The 20,980-nt window shown below is 39.1% G+C and carries 26 protein-coding genes and 1 pseudogene; 5 read left to right on the forward strand and 22 right to left on the reverse strand.

The genetic code is table 11. The features are described 5' to 3' along the window. Positions 1-35: 35 nt before the first annotated feature. From ABC357_RS16290 to gntK, 3 genes are all read right to left on the reverse strand, one after another. Entirely contained in the window at positions 36-986 is a 951-nt protein-coding gene (locus ABC357_RS16290) for an LCP family protein (RefSeq protein ID WP_412888519.1), read from the reverse strand. A 164-nt stretch (positions 987-1,150) separates the two neighbouring features. Further along, on the reverse strand, positions 1,151-2,104 hold the full coding sequence (locus ABC357_RS16295; protein ID WP_412888520.1) for a D-alanyl-D-alanine carboxypeptidase family protein: 954 nt from the start codon (positions 2,102-2,104) through the stop codon (positions 1,151-1,153). A 449-nt stretch (positions 2,105-2,553) separates the two neighbouring features. After that, complete coding sequence (gntK, locus tag ABC357_RS16300) at positions 2,554-4,095, reverse strand: gluconokinase (RefSeq protein WP_412888521.1); 1,542 nt, start codon at positions 4,093-4,095, stop codon at positions 2,554-2,556. A 429-nt stretch (positions 4,096-4,524) separates the two neighbouring features. On the opposite strand from gntK, the gene ABC357_RS16305 reads away from it, so the two are divergent. Beyond that, a complete protein-coding gene (locus tag ABC357_RS16305; protein ID WP_412888522.1) occupies positions 4,525-5,856 on the forward strand; it encodes a GntT/GntP/DsdX family permease in 1,332 nt (443 codons plus the stop codon). Between the two features lie 58 nt (positions 5,857-5,914). Here ABC357_RS16305 and ABC357_RS16310 read toward each other — a convergent pair whose 3' ends face one another. Together ABC357_RS16310 and ABC357_RS16315 are read right to left on the reverse strand one after the other, a co-directional pair. Beyond that, positions 5,915-6,943, reverse strand: a complete 1,029-nt coding sequence (locus tag ABC357_RS16310) for a PTS sugar transporter subunit IIC (RefSeq protein WP_412888689.1) — start codon at positions 6,941-6,943, stop codon at positions 5,915-5,917. 380 nt (positions 6,944-7,323) lie between these two features. Next, positions 7,324-7,482, reverse strand: a pseudogene (locus ABC357_RS16315) (sporulation protein YhbH); the annotation flags it as partial. Positions 7,483-7,676: 194 nt separating this feature from the next. On the opposite strand from ABC357_RS16315, the gene ABC357_RS16320 reads away from it, so the two are divergent. Continuing rightward, positions 7,677-8,525 carry a helix-turn-helix domain-containing protein gene (locus ABC357_RS16320; RefSeq protein ID WP_412888523.1) on the forward strand — a complete coding sequence of 283 codons (849 nt, stop codon included), beginning with the start codon at positions 7,677-7,679 and terminating at the stop codon, positions 8,523-8,525. On the opposite strand, the gene ABC357_RS16325 is transcribed toward ABC357_RS16320, so the two are convergent. The 3 genes from ABC357_RS16325 to ABC357_RS16335 all read right to left on the reverse strand — a co-directional run bounded on the left by ABC357_RS16325 (position 8,514) and on the right by ABC357_RS16335 (position 10,659). Next, positions 8,514-9,164, reverse strand: a complete 651-nt coding sequence (locus ABC357_RS16325; protein ID WP_412888524.1) for a hypothetical protein — start codon at positions 9,162-9,164, stop codon at positions 8,514-8,516. The genes ABC357_RS16320 and ABC357_RS16325 overlap by 12 nt on opposite strands. After that, entirely contained in the window at positions 9,064-10,266 is a 1,203-nt protein-coding gene (locus ABC357_RS16330; protein WP_412888525.1) for an FtsK/SpoIIIE domain-containing protein, read from the reverse strand. The genes ABC357_RS16325 and ABC357_RS16330 overlap by 101 nt, the downstream gene beginning before the upstream one ends. Positions 10,267-10,488: 222 nt before the next feature. Continuing rightward, complete coding sequence (locus ABC357_RS16335) at positions 10,489-10,659, reverse strand: hypothetical protein (RefSeq protein WP_412888526.1); 171 nt, start codon at positions 10,657-10,659, stop codon at positions 10,489-10,491. 164 nt (positions 10,660-10,823) lie between these two features. Here ABC357_RS16335 and ABC357_RS16340 point away from each other — a divergent pair, with 164 nt between their 5' ends. Together ABC357_RS16340 and ABC357_RS16345 are read left to right on the forward strand one after the other, a co-directional pair. Further along, positions 10,824-11,033, forward strand: a complete 210-nt coding sequence (locus ABC357_RS16340) for a helix-turn-helix transcriptional regulator (RefSeq protein ID WP_412888527.1) — start codon at positions 10,824-10,826, stop codon at positions 11,031-11,033. A 67-nt stretch (positions 11,034-11,100) separates the two neighbouring features. Next, positions 11,101-11,571 (forward strand): SHOCT domain-containing protein, encoded by a 471-nt coding sequence (locus tag ABC357_RS16345; protein ID WP_412888528.1) that lies wholly within the window; start codon positions 11,101-11,103, stop codon positions 11,569-11,571. 34 nt (positions 11,572-11,605) lie between these two features. Here ABC357_RS16345 and ABC357_RS16350 read toward each other — a convergent pair whose 3' ends face one another. Next, positions 11,606-11,884 (reverse strand): YolD-like family protein, encoded by a 279-nt coding sequence (locus tag ABC357_RS16350; protein ID WP_412888529.1) that lies wholly within the window; start codon positions 11,882-11,884, stop codon positions 11,606-11,608. Between the two features lie 118 nt (positions 11,885-12,002). Here ABC357_RS16350 and ABC357_RS16355 point away from each other — a divergent pair, with 118 nt between their 5' ends. Next, entirely contained in the window at positions 12,003-12,362 is a 360-nt protein-coding gene (locus tag ABC357_RS16355) for a YhjD family protein (RefSeq protein WP_412888530.1), read from the forward strand. A gap of 345 nt (positions 12,363-12,707) precedes the next feature. Here ABC357_RS16355 and ABC357_RS16360 read toward each other — a convergent pair whose 3' ends face one another. From ABC357_RS16360 to ABC357_RS16420, 13 genes are all read right to left on the reverse strand, one after another. Next, on the reverse strand, positions 12,708-13,715 hold the full coding sequence (locus ABC357_RS16360) for a hypothetical protein (RefSeq protein ID WP_412888531.1): 1,008 nt from the start codon (positions 13,713-13,715) through the stop codon (positions 12,708-12,710). Positions 13,716-13,833: 118 nt separating this feature from the next. Continuing rightward, positions 13,834-14,523 carry an N-acetylmuramoyl-L-alanine amidase family protein gene (locus ABC357_RS16365; protein ID WP_412888532.1) on the reverse strand — a complete coding sequence of 230 codons (690 nt, stop codon included), beginning with the start codon at positions 14,521-14,523 and terminating at the stop codon, positions 13,834-13,836. A 111-nt stretch (positions 14,524-14,634) separates the two neighbouring features. Then, positions 14,635-14,844, reverse strand: a complete 210-nt coding sequence (locus ABC357_RS16370) for a hypothetical protein (protein WP_412885541.1) — start codon at positions 14,842-14,844, stop codon at positions 14,635-14,637. Position 14,845: 1 nt separating this feature from the next. Continuing rightward, a complete protein-coding gene (locus ABC357_RS16375) occupies positions 14,846-15,145 on the reverse strand; it encodes a hemolysin XhlA family protein (protein ID WP_412885540.1) in 300 nt (99 codons plus the stop codon). A gap of 35 nt (positions 15,146-15,180) precedes the next feature. Continuing rightward, on the reverse strand, positions 15,181-15,333 hold the full coding sequence (locus tag ABC357_RS16380) for a hypothetical protein (protein WP_412888533.1): 153 nt from the start codon (positions 15,331-15,333) through the stop codon (positions 15,181-15,183). Then, positions 15,330-15,542: a hypothetical protein gene (locus ABC357_RS16385; RefSeq protein ID WP_412888534.1), complete on the reverse strand. Its 213-nt coding sequence runs from the start codon at positions 15,540-15,542 to the stop codon at positions 15,330-15,332. The genes ABC357_RS16380 and ABC357_RS16385 overlap by 4 nt, the downstream gene beginning before the upstream one ends. A 13-nt stretch (positions 15,543-15,555) precedes the next feature. Continuing rightward, positions 15,556-15,975 (reverse strand): hypothetical protein, encoded by a 420-nt coding sequence (locus ABC357_RS16390; protein ID WP_412888535.1) that lies wholly within the window; start codon positions 15,973-15,975, stop codon positions 15,556-15,558. Positions 15,976-15,977: 2 nt separating this feature from the next. Continuing rightward, entirely contained in the window at positions 15,978-16,298 is a 321-nt protein-coding gene (locus tag ABC357_RS16395; RefSeq protein WP_412888536.1) for a hypothetical protein, read from the reverse strand. Between the two features lie 2 nt (positions 16,299-16,300). Continuing rightward, complete coding sequence (locus tag ABC357_RS16400) at positions 16,301-17,161, reverse strand: hypothetical protein (RefSeq protein WP_412888537.1); 861 nt, start codon at positions 17,159-17,161, stop codon at positions 16,301-16,303. After that, positions 17,161-18,258, reverse strand: coding sequence for a siphovirus ReqiPepy6 Gp37-like family protein (locus ABC357_RS16405; RefSeq protein ID WP_412885535.1), 1,098 nt, complete (start codon positions 18,256-18,258; stop codon positions 17,161-17,163). The genes ABC357_RS16400 and ABC357_RS16405 overlap by 1 nt, the downstream gene beginning before the upstream one ends. A gap of 2 nt (positions 18,259-18,260) precedes the next feature. Continuing rightward, positions 18,261-19,130, reverse strand: a complete 870-nt coding sequence (locus tag ABC357_RS16410; protein ID WP_412885534.1) for a phage tail family protein — start codon at positions 19,128-19,130, stop codon at positions 18,261-18,263. Positions 19,131-19,141: 11 nt separating this feature from the next. Further along, the gene (locus tag ABC357_RS16415; protein WP_412885533.1) at positions 19,142-20,770 is read right to left on the reverse strand and encodes a hypothetical protein; all 1,629 of its coding nucleotides are present in this window, start codon (positions 20,768-20,770) and stop codon (positions 19,142-19,144) included. 22 nt (positions 20,771-20,792) lie between these two features. Further along, positions 20,793-20,980, reverse strand: a 188-nt coding sequence (locus tag ABC357_RS16420) for a hypothetical protein (protein WP_412888538.1), incomplete at its 5' end; no start/stop codon positions are given.

The raw sequence follows: 20,980 nt of genomic DNA on the forward strand, positions 1-20,980 counted from the left end.
AAACCCGCAGCTGTACATAGCTGCGGGATGTTCGTTTATTCCAGGAAATCTTCAAGCGCTTTTTTATTTTTTTCCAAATCGATTTCAAGCACTTGCATGCCGTTCCTATCTTCAAGCTTCGTTTCTTCAAAAGCTCCATCTACCGGGATCGTCAGCTTATCGATCGATTGGTCGCCACTCATCAGATAGGATGTGAGAACTGAAATCATCGTTGATGTTTCTAGATTGGTGGCAATGTAAGGCTGAATAGTCCCGATCATCCGGGGAAGCTTGCTTACACCATTCAAGCTGACCACTTCTTTAACGACTGATTCAATCACTTCCTGTTGCCGTTTCACTCGCCCATAATCGTTTTCTGCATCCTTGCGAAAACGTGAGAAACCTAATAATTCTTTCCCATGTAACCGTTGGACGCCAGGCTTCAGTGTTACATAGATTCCTTCCGACATTTCATGTTCTACGTTCACTTCGATTCCTTCTGGGAATGATTTATCGATTGCTTTAATAAAGCCCTGGAAATCAATCATCGCATAATAATTTATATCAATATCAAAATTTTCTTTAATCGTCTTCCGCAACAGTTCTGGACCATCCTTCTTGCCGCCCAATAAGAACGCCGCGTTTAATTTATATTTTTTTTGATAGCCGGGTATGTCAATATACATATCTCTCATTAGCGAGACCAGCTTTGCTTTTTTCGTATCTGTATCATACTGGGCAATCATCATTGAATCCGAATTAGATACTTCTCCTTCTTTCCGTGTATCCACACCGATTAACAATACATTTATTTTCCCTTTGAACTTCTTCCCGTGGAAATCAATCTCTTCTTGTTTAATAGACGAATCTTTCTTAGCATCGCTATAGCTTTTATAATAATCCCAAGCAAAATAGGATGTTGGCAACAAAATTAACAGAGTGATGATCAAAATAACAGTTAAGATAATCTTTTTCTTTTTCCGTTTGTGCTTTTCAATCCTGTTCATTCACATTCTCCAGTTTGGTTAAAGTTTAGCTAAAAAAAACGCTAATATAACTTTAGCAAATGGATAGTTAATACACAATCTTTTCTTCCTATTACGATTAACCATCCAAATCGTTCACATAATGAATATGGCCTAAACGACCCATGTTAAAAGGGCCTATCTCCTTATTTACTGGCCAACACCTTGGCAAACCCATTATCAAGCAGTGATATGGAATCCTTCCAAATATCCTTTTTGGTCGATTTCAGGACTACTGCCATTAAGCGGTTCGCTCCATGCCTTGCCGATGAAACCAAGCAAGACCCCGCCTCATCAGTATAGCCTGTTTTGATTCCGTTGGCTCCCTGATAATAGTAATCGCTATCGGGATTCAAAAGCTCATTCGTATTTCTGTACGTGACAGCCCGGTCTTTATAGACATCTTGTCCGACAATTTGCTGGAAATCACTTCTCTTCATGGCAGCCCGGGCAATCTTCGCTAAATCAGATGCTGTAGAATAATGGTTCGGCGAATGCAGTCCGTTCGGGTTCACAAAATGCGTATTTTTCGCACCCAGTTTTTCTGCTCTAACATTCATCAGCCGGACAAAATATGCCATCGCTGTCTTGTCTGACATCCTTTCATTCCCACTAACCTTGCGTGCAATGTAAATACTGATAGTCCGTGCAGCGTCATTTCCCGAAGGAAGCATTAAACCTTGCAACAATTGTTCCAGAGTAATGACTTGCCCCTCATATAAAAAGGCAGTGCTTTCCCCTTTTTCTTTCAATTCCACTTCATTGCCAACGGTCACTTTGTCTTCTGGATTCCCTTTTTCTAAGGCTATCAATGCAGTCATAATTTTTGTTGTGCTGGCCGGATACAAACGCTTATTTTCATTTTTGGCAAATAATATCTGACCCGTTTTTTCATCCATTAATACAGCAGCCTCACCAGTAATATGTACCCGATCAATAGTCACGGAACTTCCCATCACACCACTAATTTCTTCCGTTTTCTCAGTATCATTCTGCCTGCCCCATCCATCTATCTTGCCGATCAAAGCTGTCCTGACATTTGGAAAGGCAATGAAGATTAGAAGCAAAGCCATAAAAACAACCAATAATTTCGATTTCATTTTCCGTTCATCTCCCCAATCCATCATAGGAACAGTGTAGCCTTTTAATCTTAAGAGAAACCCAATTAATTGCTTAATTTTTCCTTAAGAAAGGTACAAAAGCGGAAAGCGCCTGCCAATCCCCGACAAGCTTAAGACCTCGAGGGGATGGCGCTTGCAGCTGGATGAAAACAAAAGCGGAAGGGACCGTTCAGTCACGTACTAACTGGACCGATTTTCTTGAGATATAGGAAACACGGCGAGCTTGTGAGACGATGTTGACTTATCGTAGAGAAAAGCGGGAAGTTTGCTAGTCACTGGTGCCTGCAGCTGGATGAGACAAAAGCGGAAAGCGCCTGCCAATCCCCGACAAGCTTAAGACCTCGAGGGGATGGCGCTTGCGGCTATACAATGAAAAAGGCCGCAGTCGGGAAACTGTGGCCTTAACAAAGTTATATATTTTCAATCCATTACTGCACCCATTTTTTTTGAAAAGCAGCTATATTCGCATATTCATCTTTAAGTACACGGGATAAACTGATATAAATTGGAATAATCTCTTCGTAAATCTGAACATTATCCTGATCGGGCACATGATGATAATCAGCGCCGACCATCTTGCTTACAACATTCAAAGAATCAATTACGCCCATACTGTACATCCCTAAAATTGCCGCACCAAGACATGAACTTTCATAGCTTTCCGGAACATATAGTTCTTGATTGAATATATCCGCCATCATTTGTCTCCAAAGCTCCGAACGTGCGAATCCTCCTGTTGCATGAATACGTTCAGGCTGGCCAATCAGTTCTTCCAAAGCCAAGAGAACCGTATACAAATTAAAAACAACACCTTCCATGACAGCCCTGATCAGATGTTCTTTTTTATGATGAAGCCCCAGCCCAATAAAAGAACCGCGTGCATTTGCGTCCCATAGAGGCGCTCTTTCACCTGCTAAATAAGGATGGAAAATCAATCCGGCCGCACCCGGACCGACATTGCTTGCCAATTTGCTCAAAGCATCATAAGGATCTTTCCCCGTCCGTTTTGCCTCCTCATATTGGCTGACGGCCAATTGGTCCCTCGCCCAACGGAGAATCATTCCTCCATTATTGACAGGTCCCCCGATCACCCACAAATCCTCTGTCAACGCATAACAAAAAATCCGGCCTTTTGGATCGGTTACTGGTTTGTCCGTTACTGTTCTGATGGCACCGCTTGTACCTACTGTAACAGCAACCACACCTGGCTCAATTGCATTGACGCCAAGATTGGAAAGAACTCCATCGCTGGCTCCTATCACAAATGGGGTTTGTACCGGCAAATTCATCTTTTTGGCATACTCCGGCTTCAGCCCGATCAATTGATGGGTGGTAGGAACCGGCTGAGATAATTGGCCGGATGTAATGCCGGCTACGCTCAAGGCCCCTTCATCCCAATCCAATGCTTTCAAATTCAATAATCCGGTTGCGGACGCAATGGAATAGTCCACAATATATTGGCCAAACAAACGGAAAAAGACAAATTCCTTTATTGATATGAATTTATAGGTTTGATTGAAAATTTCCTTCTTTTCGTGTTTAAGCCATGTTATTTTAGCCAAAGGGGACATAGCATGTATCGGGGTTCCAGTACGCAAATATATCTCATGGCCATCCATTTCTTCACTTATTTTTTCGGCCCACGCGGAGCTTCGGTTATCTGCCCATGTAATGCATTTGGTCAGGGGCTCACCTTTTTTATCAACAGCAATAACGCTGTGCATCGCTGAACTGAACGACACGCATAGGATGTCTTCCGGTGCAGCCCCGCTCGATTTTAACGCATCTTCCACAGTGGTCAGGACCGCTGCAAAGATAACATCCGGATCTTCCTCCGCTATATCTGGTGTAGGAGAATACATCGGATAGCCAACCGCAGCGCTCCCGGCCACTTTGCCAGCCTCTGTATATACGACCGCTTTTGTGCTGGTCGAGCCCATGTCTACACCGATGACATATTTATTCTTCATATAGTACATTCCCCTTTCCTGCTTTGTGTGCCGATCTTACTTTATCTGTTGTGCACACTGCTAAGTATTTCTTTCTACCCTTTTAAACTATCGGCCACTCTTTTCAAACAGCATATTTATCTATTATTATAGTAGTCTTCCACTTGAATTCCGACATTTTAGCTCTAGTTACTATTGATTCGTATTGCATAAACAATTCCGTAAGGGTGGGACACAACACCCCGGGCAAAAACAAAAACGAACATCATAAGCCAAAATCCCAACTTATTTTAACTTACATGAGAGCCGATGCAGATTTACAGGGCCATTCCATAAAAAGGGCGATAATGCACATTGAATAATTGTTTGATTCATTTATTTTGTGGAAATAGAATGTTAGTGTTTTCATAAACTCCAAGCTAGTTCTCAAGTGAAAAGGAGGAAAAGATAATGGATTGGTATTTATTGCTCATCACATTAGCTTCAATCGTCATCGTCATTATCGGTGTCTCATTATTCAAGTGGCATGCCTTTATCAGTTTATTGGTAGCCAGTTTATTTTTAGCTATCTTTACTGGCATGCCGATCGACAAAATAGTCAGCGCTTACGAAACGGGCGTAGGCGGTACTTTAGGACATTTAGTCGGCATTTTGGCTCTCGGTACGATATTAGGAAAGCTGCTTGCCAGTTCGGGTGCCGGACTGCAAATAGCTAATTTTTTCGTCAAAATATTCGGTGAAAACAAAATGCCTTGGGCTATGTTTTTCGCAGGGTTTATCATTGGTGTTCCCGTTTTCTTTGAAGTGGGCATTTTAATATTGCTGCCATTAGTTATTTCGATTCAGCAGGCTACTAAGAAAAACATTTTATTAATCGCATTGCCTGCAATCGCCGGCTTGTCCGTTGTACATGGACTTGTTCCGCCTCATCCCGGCGCTATAGCTGCCATCAGCATCTATAATGCGGATTTAGGGAAAGTGTTGATTTATTCTTTAATCATCGCATTGCCGACCGGAATTATCGGAGGTCCCTTATTCGCCAAATTCATACATAAATACGTCGTGCCAACAAACGAACCAGGTCTTGTTACAGCAGAGGACGGAAACAATAAAGAAAAACTGCCGGGAACCGGGGTATCCTTCTTAACGATCCTTATGCCGATCATTTTAATGATTCTCGGTTCGATTGCACCATATTTATCATTGCCAAAAGGCTTTGAACATACTTTGCTATTTATCGGCAGCCCTTTGATAGCCCTTTTGATTTCCTGTTTTATTGCCATGTATCTATTGATCTTGAAGCAGGGCCAAAATCGAAATTATCTGAAGCAGCTTGTAGATGATTGTTTTCTTCCGGTTGGCTCAATCATACTCATAATTGGAGCCGGCGGCGGATTCAAACAAATTTTAATAGATAGTGGGGTTGCAGATACTATCGGTTCCATGGCACAGAACATGTCGCTATCTCCATTAGTGCTTGCTTTCCTGATCGCTGGCCTGATCCGAATTGCTACCGGCTCTGCCACTGTGGCATTGACAACTGCGGCTGGAATTGTTTCCCCCATTATCGAATCGATGTCGGGTGTCAATCTAGAACTTCTTGTAATCGTAACAGGAGCTGGCTCATTAATGTTCTCTCACGTCAATGATGCCGGTTTCTGGATGGTAAAGGAATACCTCGGATTATCAGTCAAAGAGACATTTAAGACTTGGACAGTGCTAGAGACCTTGCTTTCTTTCATTGCCTTTGCAGGTGCGCTCATTATAAATGCCTTTATTTGAAGCAGAAAAGCCCGGATGCAGTACACATCCGGGCTTTTTCCAATATCGATCGATTGTATTATTGGACTTCCAGGTGAAGATCCCCAGCCTTTACCTTTCCTAAAGCTTTTAATCCTTTATGCAATACGTACGTAATAATACCCGGCAGAACCATTCCTACTCCAACATAGATAAGGAATACCTTCAGCCCCTGTCCTGTCAAAATGCTGATTGGTGCAATTAATGAACTTAACCCCATTCCGCCCAGCTCATATGACACTTGTAAATTGAAAACCATTGTTGCAATTGGCGCAGAAATGACAGCCGCCACAAATGGAGGAATAATATAAAGAGGATTCTTGATCAGATTCGGAAATTGGACCTTAGGAGTCACAATCGCCTGTGCCAGGAAGCCGCCTAAATCATTATCCTTGCGCGACATTACTGTAAAACCAACGAATTGCACTGTACATCCAATCAGAGCAGCAGCACTTGATACTGGGTCAAGTTGAAGCGCAATGGCCAAAGCTGCAGATGAAGCCGGAGTCATCAATAAAATGCTGAATACAATTGCAAGAACCATACTTCCGACTAATGGAGAACCTTGTACCGATTGAGTAATTTGCCCGCTGATCCAATTTAATAACGGAGTTGTTACCATTGCCAGATAAACTCCGCAAATACCACCGATAAGCACTGCTGCGAATGGAATCGCCATGATGTCTAGTTTTGTTTTACCCGTAATCTTCAAGCCGATGTATGTAGCAATCACACCTGCAATGACAGCCGAGATAGGTTGTCCTGTTACAAGAGTGAAAGCACCTTCCGCACTGCGTTGAATAGCGGCACCGCCTACCGCACTGCTGGCCATCGCACTAAAAATGACTAAAGAGTTGCCGCCAAGCTGATATGCAATTCCCGCTCCAAGCGCTGGAGCAAGCAACACTTTAGCGGCACCGCCTACAAGCAATAACACATCCCAGTGAAGGTAGTTCCCGAATGACTCTAGCAGTAAACCGATTCCTAAAGTAACTAGGACAGCATTTGCAATTCCGGTTGATGCCTTATACATCATTTCAATGATTTTTTCTTTATTCGACATAATAATCACCCTTTGTTTATATAAATTTTCTGAATATTCAAACCTATAAGTGCAAATAAAAAACCCGACTTCTCAGTTGGGCGCCCATTCTATCCTGCTAAAGCGCCTTGTTTTAATAAAATAACAAGTCGAACAAAACATATTCTTAATAAAGATATGTTTTGCAGCCCTAGCACAATATAAGTATAATATTTACATTAATTTTATTTAGATAATCGATCATCGTAAGTGCCCCTCTCATGATGTTTGCACTTATGATAACACCAATTATCTGAAAAAGCAAAATATTATTTATATTTAAATAAAATAAAAACGTTTTCATTCTCGGTTAAATAATAGTATTTCAATATATGTTAATGGCACAAAAAAAAGAGAGGGAATATCCCTCAAGCATGAACCTTACTATTCTCCTCTTTATGGAAAAAGCTCTTCATCGCATGAAATACATCACTTTTTTGCTTTAAAATGTAATGGTAAAATTTCTCGTTCTTGATATTCTTATACGCACTCATTAATGTCGAATGCCGATTGTATTGATTGACCTGTACACCCTATAACCAAAACAAAAGAGCACAACGCGCATAAGTGATGCTGGTAACATCCTTATACCGTCCGCCTACTGAAGATAGGCAAACACTTGCTGTACTCATGTAATTATTTTATATGATGTATGTTTCTTTAGCAATGTTTGTCCCTAACGGCAGCATTGCTTTTTTGTTTCTATAGGGAGAGAAACAGTATGAAAAAGAAAATAACCGTAATCGCAGGAGAAACAGCCTATACAAATCTTTCTACATTTAAGAGTGTGGAAGAAATGAACCAAACAGTAAGAACATACAGAGACAATATCCAGGAGCTTGTTAAGCGTGCTGATGTGCAGTCTCGACTAATAAGCCTACTGGAAGTTTTAAAGCGCCACAGCTGCAAGCAAATCGGTGTGAGCTATATGTGTAAAAATACGATTGCTTCTTTATTAGAAGTGTCATATAAAACTGTGCAACGTTTAATGAAGAAACTTGAAGCCATGGCCATGATCCGCCAGGTGCCAACTAAGCGCAAAAAGGATATGAGACAGACTGCAAATGCCATTCAGATTTTGCCTTCCACAGAAGTGACCGACAAGACCCCTGGCAAAAAGTCCGATAAGTGTCCGACCAATAAAACAACTTCTGTTTCTTTAAAACAAAAGATTAAAAACATACGTAAAGTAGACGACACTCCTTCATCAACTGTGGATGAAAATGTGGACAACCAATCAGAACCGGTATTTTATGATCACACTTATGTTTCTTCTTCCATACCAAAAAGCTTTATTGATGCAGTAAGCCCGTTCTTTAGATCAGCTTCATCCATTTACCGACTATGGGGCAGATTATGTTTAGCTGCAAGGAAATCCAATGCAAACATACAATTCGACCTTCATATGGATACATGGAATAAAACCTTTAAAGAAGCCATATATCAGATAAAAAAAGGCAACGTAAAAGGGGATGTAATTGGCTATATTTACGGAGCGTGGAAAAATGCCATGTTTGATACAGCTGTAAAATTAAATCCAAATAAACGCTATAACTGGCTAGAAGCCTAAGGAGGAATGGATATCTGAGTATAAAAGCACTTCCCCACGAAGTTTATATTCCAGGAGCCACTTTTCAAACTTTCGTTTACGGTCCTGTGTAGTCGTGAATATCTCCAATCGTGGTGTATCCAGATACTTAAAGCAGTCCCTGTATGATTGTAGCTTCTTCCGATTGTCGAGCATATCACGTTTGTTATCGATCTCAACGATGTGAGTATAACCATTTCTTTTGTAAACAGCATCGGCAACCATTTTATTCTTTGTGGCCACAGCCATACCTTTCACAATGATACCGGCTGTACGTGGCTGCTCGACTGCATATTCAAGTATAGTTTCATTCTGCCAATCTAATGGGCAATTGAGATACAGGTATGCATCGTTCCGTAAAAGGGAATGTTCAATGTTTGTGGTCCGTTTGATTTCCTTTTCAGAACCAATCAGGGACCGACCAGTTTTATTCAGGTAATAAACCTTCTCTTTATTGAAAAATGTTGTGGATGTATAAGGCTCCAATTTTTTCAAGGCGAAACATGCATTACGGTATGATTTAAGATCGTGGATTCCACGAAGATGACGTATTGTTGCCATCTCTAATTGGTCTATCGTCATTAACAACATCTCTGTTCTGGACTGTGTTAAGGATGTCATGTTCTCGCTCTCCCATCTTAGTAAACATATATTTATCAGTAATATACGGGACCTGGACAATACGCTTTTTCTCCACTTTATAGATAGCTCGCCCAGGTATGGCCGGCAATTCTTCGGCTCCGTTTTCATCTAGGATTACACGGCTGGATATTTGAGCAGCAGCTATGAATGATAATCGGGCCACAATGTTCATTTTGATTTGCATAGGTACGGCTTCTTTCACTGGATATTGTGTACAGAATAACATACGGTACCCAATACCGCCTCCGATACGAGCTATCTCTGATAAGGTCTGCTGGCAGTAATTAGCGTATTTCTTCAGTTCACCAGTCAGAAGGTTAGGCGATAATTCTGCTCCCTCATCGACAATAATGAAGGTCCGTTTCTGAATTGGAGAATCAATGATGTTTGTATAACCTTGGTGTCGGAACAGTTTTTCTCTTTGTTTTAATTCATCATGAATGGTAGACAGTAACTCAACGGATTCGTATAGATCCGCAGCCACTCCTTTTACCTGGGGAAGACCAATATATTTTCCAAACTCTAAACCGCCTTTCAGGTCCAAAAAGTAAAATTCAGCGTTTTCCAGCTGGTTCATGAGTAGAGAATAAAAAGCCTCTTTAATGAAGACCGTTTTGCCGAACCTGGTTACACCACCCACAAGCATATGAGGATATTTCTCAAAGTCATGATATAGGATTCCATCATGATTCTTGCCGATCGGTACCAGCCATTTGTTTGGCCGCAGTAATCCATCATCGTAATTCCATTGAGTGGGCAAGGCTGCCTTGTACGCCTTCAGCTTCATAACTCCATCCACAAATTCAGTGGTGCAATCTTTATTGATACCTTCTATTATTGCTGTCAGGATAGAATCGAATTGTTCTGAGGATAAGCCGAGTGGAAGTGAGTAAATGTAAGTGGAATGTGTGTCCTTGTGGGATTCATTGAGTAAGATCGGATAAAGCATTTCATCATCTTTTTTTATGCCAAGCCCTCTGTTTTCAAATACCTGTTGGATCTTCTGTTTGTCCTTCATACGTCTTTTTGGGACAAGCGCAGCTGTAAGAGCTAGGACAGGCAAAGCTAGTATTTCTATCATTGTAATCCTCCTTGTAATGTACAATGTAGTCTACAAACTATCTTTCACTGTAGATTTCATCAGATGTAATTTTCAATGTAATTTACAGTCCTATATATACCAATGGTTTGGCCTTGTACCAAGCATTACATTTTATCTCCGACAGATACCTCTATATCTCCCTTCTTATTTCATCATCACGGCAGGCTGAATGTTCAGAAATCTAAATTGTGTAGTCAATTATTAAAGGAACAATGTAGCTGCCATTTTGACCAAGTAGATTAACCCTCCAAATTTCACAGCCTCCATTGTAAAATTTAGCATGCCATGATTGATTTTAACCCCCGCTCCCTCTAACAACCCTATACCTATCAACGATGCACCGAACGCCCCTACCAATAATATCCCTCCCATTTCTTTCACTCTCCTTTTCTTTGATAATTACAATGTATGGTCATTTGCCTAAATAATGCGTGTCCTTACAAAAATAATCTGTATCTATAACGAAAAAATCTTGATAACTTCAGTATTTAAAGGAATTTTTTATGACATAGAGAAATATTATATGGGTGATTACTTTGAAAAAATTAAAGAGTAATATTGGTTGGTTAATTGAAAAAAGTGACTACAATAGAGAGTTCTTCAGGAAAAGATACGGAAAATCCGCGAATACCATTTCATCATGGTGTACCGGCAAGAACTATCCGGGTGCAGAAATACTTTTTGATTTAGCAGATATTTTAGAGGTTAAAGTAGATGACCTTTATGAATTTGAGAAAAACGATTAAAAAATATATTCCATGCTCTTTTTTCAGATGGTAAAATTTACTTATGTTTTTAAAGGGGGAAATAGGCGTGAAGACGTTTGAATTTAAAGCTGCTGGCAAAACATTAGTAACCATAGATAATCAATTTCTTAGAATTAAAAGAAAAGGTGCACTAAATTTCTTTAACCACGGGATGGATGGCGAAAAGACAATAGACATAACAAACATGTCAGGGGTGCAAGTGAAAAAGGCAGGATCGATGACAAATGGATATATCCAATTTATCTTCATGGGAAGTAAAGAAAATAAAGGGGGCCTAATGGCGGCAACAAAAGATGAAAATACAATTATGTACGCAAAAAAAGAGCAATCATATGTCGATGAGATTCAAAAGTATGTTGAAGACATGATTGCCAACAGAAATAAGAACAGTGTTATCATACAAGAGGTAAAGACTGATGTTTCGGAAGAAATCAGGAAATTTAAAGCTTTAATGGATGACGGCATCATCTCAGAAGAAGAATTTCAATCAAAGAAAAAACAATTATTAGGAATCTAAGAATAAGCCCCAACTCAATGAGAAGGGGCTTTATTTAATTCTCTTGTAATCGTTCAATTTTGAGGATATCTAAAAAATGGACTTTATATTTTTCGAATAGGTATGAAATAGTAATTTGTTTCGTTACCGGGTCCAGGTGAGTTACTTTTCCTTTTATAGGCTCTTCTTGGTTCAAAGCAATAATTAATCGATTTTCTTGATCGTCCTTCGCTTCATTCAACTGCATTGCGATTTCTTCCAATTCATACTCATCTCGTTCTGGCCGCTTTGCTTTGGTTTTCTTTTTTGATGGTGGTTTTGGTACTGCTCCCATGTGTGACCCCTCCCTTTTGTATAATTCAATATTACAAGAACATTCGTTCTAATTCAAGTTGTTTTAGAACAAACGTTTGTATATAATTGTCATATTAAGGTTAAAGAAGGTAATGGTTATGACACGGATTCCAAGCGAAGAAAGAGATATAATCGAACAAGAAATTTACCTACCTATGGTTATCACTATCTTAGAAAGAGATAGAAAAGTGATTGATAAAAGCCATTTAAAGTTGAAAAAACCGTATTTGGAATTAGTTGATTGTACAATTAAGGAAGTTTATAAGGACATTAAGAAAACAAGGGATTTTTTGAGGAAGAATAAAATCAAGGTATTTAAACAGCAGAGTGACGAGTCCTTTACAATGTATACATTTATTTACAAAGGATATGAGGAACATCATAATTACTTTAATCCAAGGCTGAGGAACAAATGCGAGGAATTACTTACATACTATTTAAAAAGCCCCTCCAATTAAGGAAGGGCTTTTAACATGGTATATATTACTTTTGTAAGTTGACAAACAATTGTTTGTGACATAACTTTCTCTAAAAGAAAACTTAAAAGGGTTGATAAAAATCCACAAAAAATATAATAAACAAAATTGATGTTATTGGAAAAATAATATCCCCCATAGATATCTTTTGATTTACTTGCTTCTTGAAGAATGGAAATATCCCCAAGGTGAATGATTGTACAAAATATAAAATACTAAATACCACTAAAAACGTACCTACTACTGATATCGCATTTAATATCCCAATCATGTTATCACCTCACCTTAATAAATATTTCCAATTATAATAGAATTATTTAACCTGATTTAATTATTGTTTGTTTTCTTTGTTTCAACAGCCTGCATTAGTTTTGTAAGCTCATCGGGAGTTTCAACTTCTAATTCATCCATATACTTCTCCATTATCATCTCTTTTTGCTTCCTTGCTTGTCTTTCATTCAAGAAGTCATTTACTTGTGTAATAACACTACCAGTTTTAATTTCAACTGATAATGGACTATCGTTGGTTGGTGGTCTTACAGATATTCCTCCTCCAGTTGCACCAACAATAAGTAATCCCAATATTAAAATTGCTGTCATTGGTCCTTTTAGTTTAATCTTTCCTGGAGAATTTACGTTAATTTGTGTCTCAATAGAATCTAAATCAAAATTAGCGTCAAGTGAATAATCAAGATATTCCTCAGCTAATTCTAATATTTCTTTACCTAAAGCAAAAAAAGACGACATAGGGATATTTTCTTCTTTTTTTACTTTAAGGGACAGTTGCGCATAATTTCCACGAATATAAAAATCATGTATCATACTCTCTATAACATCTTTGTATTCATTTGCATCTGAAATAGTATGTTGAGCATGTTGCAATAGCTTAAACATAGGCATTTCAACGTCCCATTTATGAACTTCTTTTATCCATCTTACTCTCTTTCTTTTTTTATACGGACATACCCTTGAGTTAGCATCAAGCATTTCTTTTGTTATGTTTTCCTCAAAACATTCGTCTTCGATTACTTCGCCTATGGAGAACTTATTCGAATTGACACCAGTTATTACTACCGTATCCCCTTTTTTTATTATATCTTTAAAAATGCGTAATTGATTAGCTGTTCCACCTGGTCTTTGTTTATCTGGATATTCCTCTTTAACTTTTATTGCCAAATCTTCCGAACTTAATGATTTAATATCATCTAAAGTGATTTTATTCCAATTAATTGCAATAAAACCTTTTCTTCGATACTCAACATAGTATTTTCCTGATTGAGTTCTAATCAACCAATAGTTTTTGTCTTCTGGAATTATAGGGATTATATGATTCATAATATACCTCGTTATGTTAATTTGCTATAACCAACTTTACTACAAAATATTCCAAAATCAATAATTTTTTCTTAAAAAACAAAAAATCCCCATAAATTATAATAAGCGATTTTAATCTCTACTTCACACGCAATTTCTGACCAACCTTGATGGTATAGTTACTGTCCAGTCCATTCCAGTCTTTGATTTGTTGAACTGTGCTGCCGTACTTAATACTAAGGGCATAAACCGTGTCACCAGCAACAACCGTGTGATAAACAACACCACTCTTAGGAGTAAGCCCTAATGCTTTGGCTAGACCGTTTACATGGCCGAGGGCAATCTTATCAAGATATGCACTATTCTTAAGCTTGGCTGCATCTGTAGCATTATCGATGAAACCATTTTCCGTTAAGATGGCCGGCATGTTGGATTCACGCAAGACATGTAGATTGGATTGCTTTTTACCGCGGTCCACAAAGTCTACTTGTTTCATGATTTCACTGTGAATGGTACTTTGATATGTTGTGGTCGGTGCTCCACTACCTGGATAAACAAAATCTTCATAACCTGTTCCACCCCCGGAATTAATGTGGATGGACATAAAGAATGTAGCTCCCCACGCATTGGCCGCATTCGTACGATCAGATAAAGAAGGGAAAGTATCTCCTGTTCGGCTCATTTTCACTTCCACATTACTGTAGCCGTTTAATAATAAATCTCTTACCCGTAAGGCAATCGCCAAAGTGATATTCTTTTCCTGAATACCGTTACCTACTGCACCTGGATCGCTACCACCATGACCTGGATCAATAAAGATTTTTACCATTTCATTCACCTCATATAGTTTTTATTTTTCACATGACTTAGCATCATAGCAACCAATAAGAATCACATGGCCCTCGCCTCCCCAAAATAAAAAGCCACTCGAATGAGCAGCTTATTTGTCCTTATTCTTAAACCAGCCAGTATGAGTGTTCTTCCACACAGCATAGATGTTAATAATCAGTGCAACTAAAGCTCCAACCACAACCACGAAGGCATTAATGCTTTCCTGAGTGAACCAATCAAAAGAAATGCCGATTGTACCCAAAAATAAAAGGAGAGCTGTAAGGAAGCCCCCCAATAATGTGATAGTGTCCTTATTCAATTCACACACCTCCTTTCATTGTCGCAAAAATAATGGCTACAATTCCTGCAACCACAGCAACTATGATTGCATTTGTAATAGAGCGCCGTAGCCATTTTGTGTCATCTTTGATTTCTTCAAGGGATTTCTTAATCTCCTTTATATCCCTTTCGTGTAATTCCGTTGTTCGCTTAAGGTCATCTATATCTTTCCTAGCTGATTCACTTTCCTTTTTCAATTCATCAATGTCCTTCTGAATGGATGTTTTCCATAAGTCCACCACTTGATCCGCCTCCAATGGATTAGACCCCCTTTTCCCCATAAAAAATACACCTCAATGGGTGCTTTCTGTATAAATTAACTATATGTCTTTACCAATTGACTCAGTTCATCCTTCTCCTCTGTAGTTATTACTGATCGACTAGCAAGAATGTTTAATTCCTCCAATCCTAACTTACCCAATAACACCTGTATTTTCACATAATTATAATACGCTGAACTATTCATCATTTTAATCCTCCTAATAGATTGGCATTTTGTAAAGCTTCTATTGCAGAAACACGTTGTTCAAGCGTAGGCGAGTTATCTACCTCCGGCTTCTCGAAAACAAGAAAATTCCCAATAATAATATTGCGAATTTCAATCAGTCTATATTCTGAGTTTTGTTCTATAAGATGCTGTTTTTCCTCATTACTCGTGTATTGAAAAACAAGTTCCATTTTCATCCTCCTATTATGAAATTTTCGTTAGAAGTACAGGCACGTTAGAAGCAGCAATACTATAATATACGCCCATTTCATCACAAACTACTGAACCACTCGTCAATATCCGCCCGTAAATTGCTATTTCATCTCCCTTTTTAACATAAATATCCTTTTTTATATACAAAGGGCTAGGTGAATAAGATTCATCATATGTACTATATAATGAACCATTTACAAAAATACCTGCTTGTGCACCGCGCCCACCGTAATAATCCGTAAATCTATATTTAATTCTTATGGTGGAGGGTTTCCCTAACCAAACAACTTTTTTTAATGCTACAAATGTTGTACTTTCTGTTATAGATGAGGTACTAGAAAACAATCTTTGTTCATCACTAGGTGATATTGTATAACTAATTTTAGACCCGCTAGGTTTTATTAATCCCATACTTACACCGTCAAAAATCGGACATTGCCTGATCCAGCAGACCGTTTGAATTTAATTACTGTAGCTTTATAACGAAATTCCTGTAGGGTTTCGCCTGGCTTCAGACGAATAACCTTATTTGTGCCGGACATTCCATCTGATGTGGTTGCTGTGTTAAAAGCGATTAGAAGATCATTCGTATCATCATCATTTGTAAGAAAAACAAACTTTTTTACTTCAAACGGCAATGTAACAGAAACCTCCGTAGTTCCTATACTCACTTCATGTGTATAGTGCTGCGTGGCAGGCATTTCTATAAAATAATATCTATCCCCATTTGCCATGTTTACACCTCTTCCAGATAAGGGCCATTGTTATCCATCTTGAATAAAAAGGATTTTTGGCTGTCTGTATTTTTGATTTTTAGAAGGCCATTTGTTAAGTGCAAATTCGTATCTGTCTTATGTTGACCATAGTCCGTTTTTAATGTAGCATAGTCTTCCTTATGCACATTAAATGCAGCCTGCAGGGTTTGAATTTTTGCCGCTAAATTTGCTGCAATATCTCCATTTAGAATACCTTTTATTCCATCAAACCAACTTTCAAAAGCAACCTTTTGTTGAGCCTTATAGTTTTCTAGGTCTGCAGTGTTCTGTGTCTTCGTTTGATTAAACCATGCGAGATATTGATTAAAGATTTCCGTTGTATCCACTTGATCTACAGTACCGTGTACAATGCCGCACAGTTCTTTATTTAACCGATTATCGGTTATGTTCGCTTGTGTAATGGAAAGGACACCTTTAGCGACGTACACATCAGCCAAGGCAATTTCATAAACATCGGCATCCCTTTTTAATACTGGTGCAATAGGAGAAGAACCTGGCGTCCCTTTTTTAATGACCGGAACAATATTTCGATTTAAGAAATTTAGCTGAAGAACAATACGATCAATACGATTTAATACACCGTCTGCTACATCAAGGCTAAGATTGTAATCAGCATCATTGAAAATGTAGTACCCGTTTATCCATGCTTTACCTGGCTTTAATACAACGTTCATTCCAGTGCCTGCCGTTACTTGAAATCCTGTGGACGGATTCGGAAAAACTCCGTTTCCAATGAACGTTGCGAAATAAGCCGCGTAATGCTTTGCTAAGTACACTCTGTCAAAATTCACAGAATCAAAAATCCCACTATTGATTGCCATTATTTCACCATCCTTTTTACCTTTTCGGGAAGGGTTGGGATAGATTTCCCCACCTTCACAAAAACTTCTTTAATATCTTGATAGACTTCATCGACTTCCACAACTCGGCTGTTCATGACGATTCCTAATTTGTCATCCCTAATTGTGATAAGGTCCCCAAGGAAGAAATCACGATTATACTTGGTGTTCTCTTTGGTAACGTCCAGTTCACAATCAAAAGAAATGAATTCTTCTTGTTCCAATAGCTTTTCTAGCCCTCTTTGTTTAAGAAGGAGAATGTATTCTTCAGGCGATAGAGTCACCTCGGTCTCATCAATCGTTTGTGTTTCCGATAAGTCTCGGGCATCCACAAATAACTCTCTCCGATCAAGGCCGGTTCCCTGTTCGATGGATACCAACTTTCTGTCCACCCCTTCACCAGTTCCAGCAATTAAGGCCGTATTCTTATAATCATTGTCGGCTTCCTCGTAGTTACGACTTATAACATTGGAAAAATCCTTAGATAAAATACATCTTGGATTAATCGATTGATCGATGGTCCTGTCTGTTCCTTCATAAAGTTCATAAAAAAGAGACCGCCCGTTAAAATTGGAGCGAATCCCTATTTCATACGTATTACATAAGCTTTCCACCTGCTCTAGCACATTTTCATATGAAGCTTGAAACTGTATAGAGGTGCCGAAGTTTCTGGCGGCAGCTAATTGGATTTGAGCAATCTTCCTTTTTACATTAGATGGATTGATGCATTCAGACATAATCATGGAACGGATGATATTTTCAGCTGTGTCATTATAATTATAGATATTCCATAAAATCCTCCGATCAATCCATCGCAAAGCCGAGAAGCATTTGATGGATAATTGCTCCTTTCCATCCTCATCCTCTGTGAATCCACGGTAATAGATATACATGGCTTCGTTATCATCATCTCTATACAGAATATTTCCCTTTTGTAATAAGGAAATATTATCGATTGTTACATCGACATGTAATTCAGCCTCCCCATGCTTCGTGTCTCTTTTCCTCCACAATAGATAGGAAAACTTACCGATTAAGCCAAGTCTGTTGAACTGCTTGTCGCATACATATAATTCCACGCTTACACCCCCACATATTGTGGCGTGAAGTATATAGATACTTCCAGATTGTCCACATTTAGACCAGCATCATACCGCAATAAGTTATCCCCTAAATCTAACGCTAAGTGTGGATTAGAGTCGAAAGAAAGATAGTTAAAGATATTTGAGACAATACCATTCCTACTTAGCCGGACATATTCATTACCGCGTTCTGTGCTGATCGTAATGATATCTCCTGCCTGCATCTCTTTTTCAATCAATATTTTCTCCTGTGTCTCTACATTTACAACCGATGGATTTCTAAGGGTTCCCAATGCCCTGTATTCAAGCCGTAATGGTGCTTCATTGTCACTGGCATTCAATACATTCACAATCAATGAAGGCTCTCTATATCCCATCCGAATGCCTGTGTCAGCCGGAATGACTAACGGAAAAGAAAAGCCTCCTATCCAGGAAGCAATATCCGTTTTAATTTCATTATCGAACCACCAAGGCTTCGGACAAAGAAGAGATATCATGAATTCCGGATAAGGAGCCTTGTTAATTACAGGTGTTTTTTCCGCATGGCATTTGATATACCGGCTGATTTCTCCATTTGTGTATTGAAGAGTGAACACATGTTTTGGATTGAAGAAACGAATAAGGCGGGATCGATTAATGTCCTTATCGATTCTAAGCCGGCCATTGATGACAATGTTCCTTTCTTTGACACTAGATCCTGATAAGGATAATCCGTCAATACCATAGCTTTTGCTGGTGAAAAACTCATTTTCCATCGCGTCCAAACCTTCTGCCGAGTCCAAATAAAAAGGGCTCAACACGGATATCTCAAGTGTTTGCCCTTGGTTATTATCAAATATCAATTTTTCTTTCCTGCTGTATGATTCCAATCAAACACCTCCTATACTTGCATGGCCAATTCTCTTAATGCATTTCTATTTAATCTAGCAGTCTCATAAGGATCCAATGCTTTAGGAGATTGGAAGGTCATATAATAATTATGCTCAACTGTAGTTGTACTGCCTGCCTGTCCTGTGGAAGAAACCGTAACAGGGTTATTTGCATTCAGCATCTTTCCTGCGCTACTGGCCATGCTGCCATATACATTATTCATGACACCTTTCAGCTTGGCAGAAGAATCCTGAATCCCTTTAATTAAACCTTCATTGATGTTGACTCCAAAGCCCCTGAAAACACGTGATGGAGAATGGATATCCAAGGCGGATTGAAAAGTATCTTTCACAATGCTGGCCAGTTCTTCGGCTGCAGAAACTAATTCACTTTTCTTACTCATCATTCCGCTGATTAATCCGGCTACAGCATAATCACCAATGGACGGCATTTCCTTGGCTTCGTCTTTCACCTTGAACTTCGCGCCAGCCATTGCCTTCCGCCACTCTTCTTGATAGCCCAATAGCTTCACAGCTGCATCAGCCCTTAATTCTTCAATCTTTTGTGCTGTCTCTACTTTTAAACTAGAAAGTTCTTTGAGCGCCTCTTCTTTTGCCAACTGGTTCTTAGCCTTCCACAGGTCAACATACTGAGTAAGTTGGTCAGATGTAAGGCTATTAAGGGCGGCAATTTCTGCGCCAGCCTTAGGCCCCATATCCTGTAATTCAGCAAGCAACCCTTGGTCAATCCCTTTAGCAGCTAGTTCAGCCAGATTTCGTTGCCAGTCCTCAAAAGCTGAAACTTGATCCTGCAGGTTCTTTAACAAAGTAGTTCCCGATACTGATTTCTTGGTGATTTCATCGAACAATCCAACAAAGGAATAAAGGGACTTCGCTCTATCTTCCAAAGCTTTGTCATACTCATCATTTAGCTTCTTCTCTTCGTCAATAAGCTGCTGGTTGAGGGTCTGAACCTTCGTTAGATAGTCGGCATTTATTTGATCGATTTGCTTTTGGATTTCCTGCTTTACACGATAGATTTCCTTTTCATAATAGATCCGTTCTTCTGTACCGGCTTTGTACCCTTTTATATACTGCTGATAGGCTGCCAACTCTTCAGCAAGGGATAGTTCATTGTAGTATTTCTTGTCTTCCACATATGCTTTCTCTTTGTTGTATCGGTCCTTATTTAAAGCATCCATTGCCTTATTCAAGATGATCTGTGCCTGAGTCTTTTCTTTCGCATTGTTCTTGAATAAAACTACAGCCTTTTGCCAGTATGCAGCCTCTTGGTCCAATGTAAGGGATTCTAAATCTTTCCGCTTCTTCACATAGTCTTCTAAGGCTTTCATTTTAGCTGCAGCAGATCCAGCAGATAGGGAAGCAATTTTCTTATTTTCATCAGCTGTGATTTTCGCCCGGTCCTTTGCCGCTTTATCTTGGATGTTCGTTATTTGCCGTTCCTGGGCTGCCGTCAATTTCTTTTTAGCATCCCTTGCTTTGGCTTCAATTTCCGCAATTTTCTTATTCGCTTGTGATGTTATATCAGCTCGTTTGGCGTTGGCATCTTTGTGAATCTGATTAAGGGCTTTGGCATTGGTAGATGAAGCAGAAGCAACAATACTATTAAACTTTTTCAATTCATTCTGTGCTAATGCAACCTTAGGAGGTAAAGCTTGGAATAGCCGCCATAGCCATTTCTTCGGAAGCCGTCTTGACTATACCTAAGTTATTAGTAATCCCTTCAGCTATACCTGCAGGTATCCATTGCCCCACTTCTTTCTCCATAACCTTAGAAGGAGAATGAATGCCAAGTATTTTCTTTGCCCACCCGGGAATATGGCTGGCAA

Origin of the sequence: Bacillus kalamii, assembly GCF_047238185.1 — a bacterium.
Classification (GTDB): domain Bacteria; phylum Bacillota; class Bacilli; order Bacillales; family DSM-1321; genus Bacillus_AD.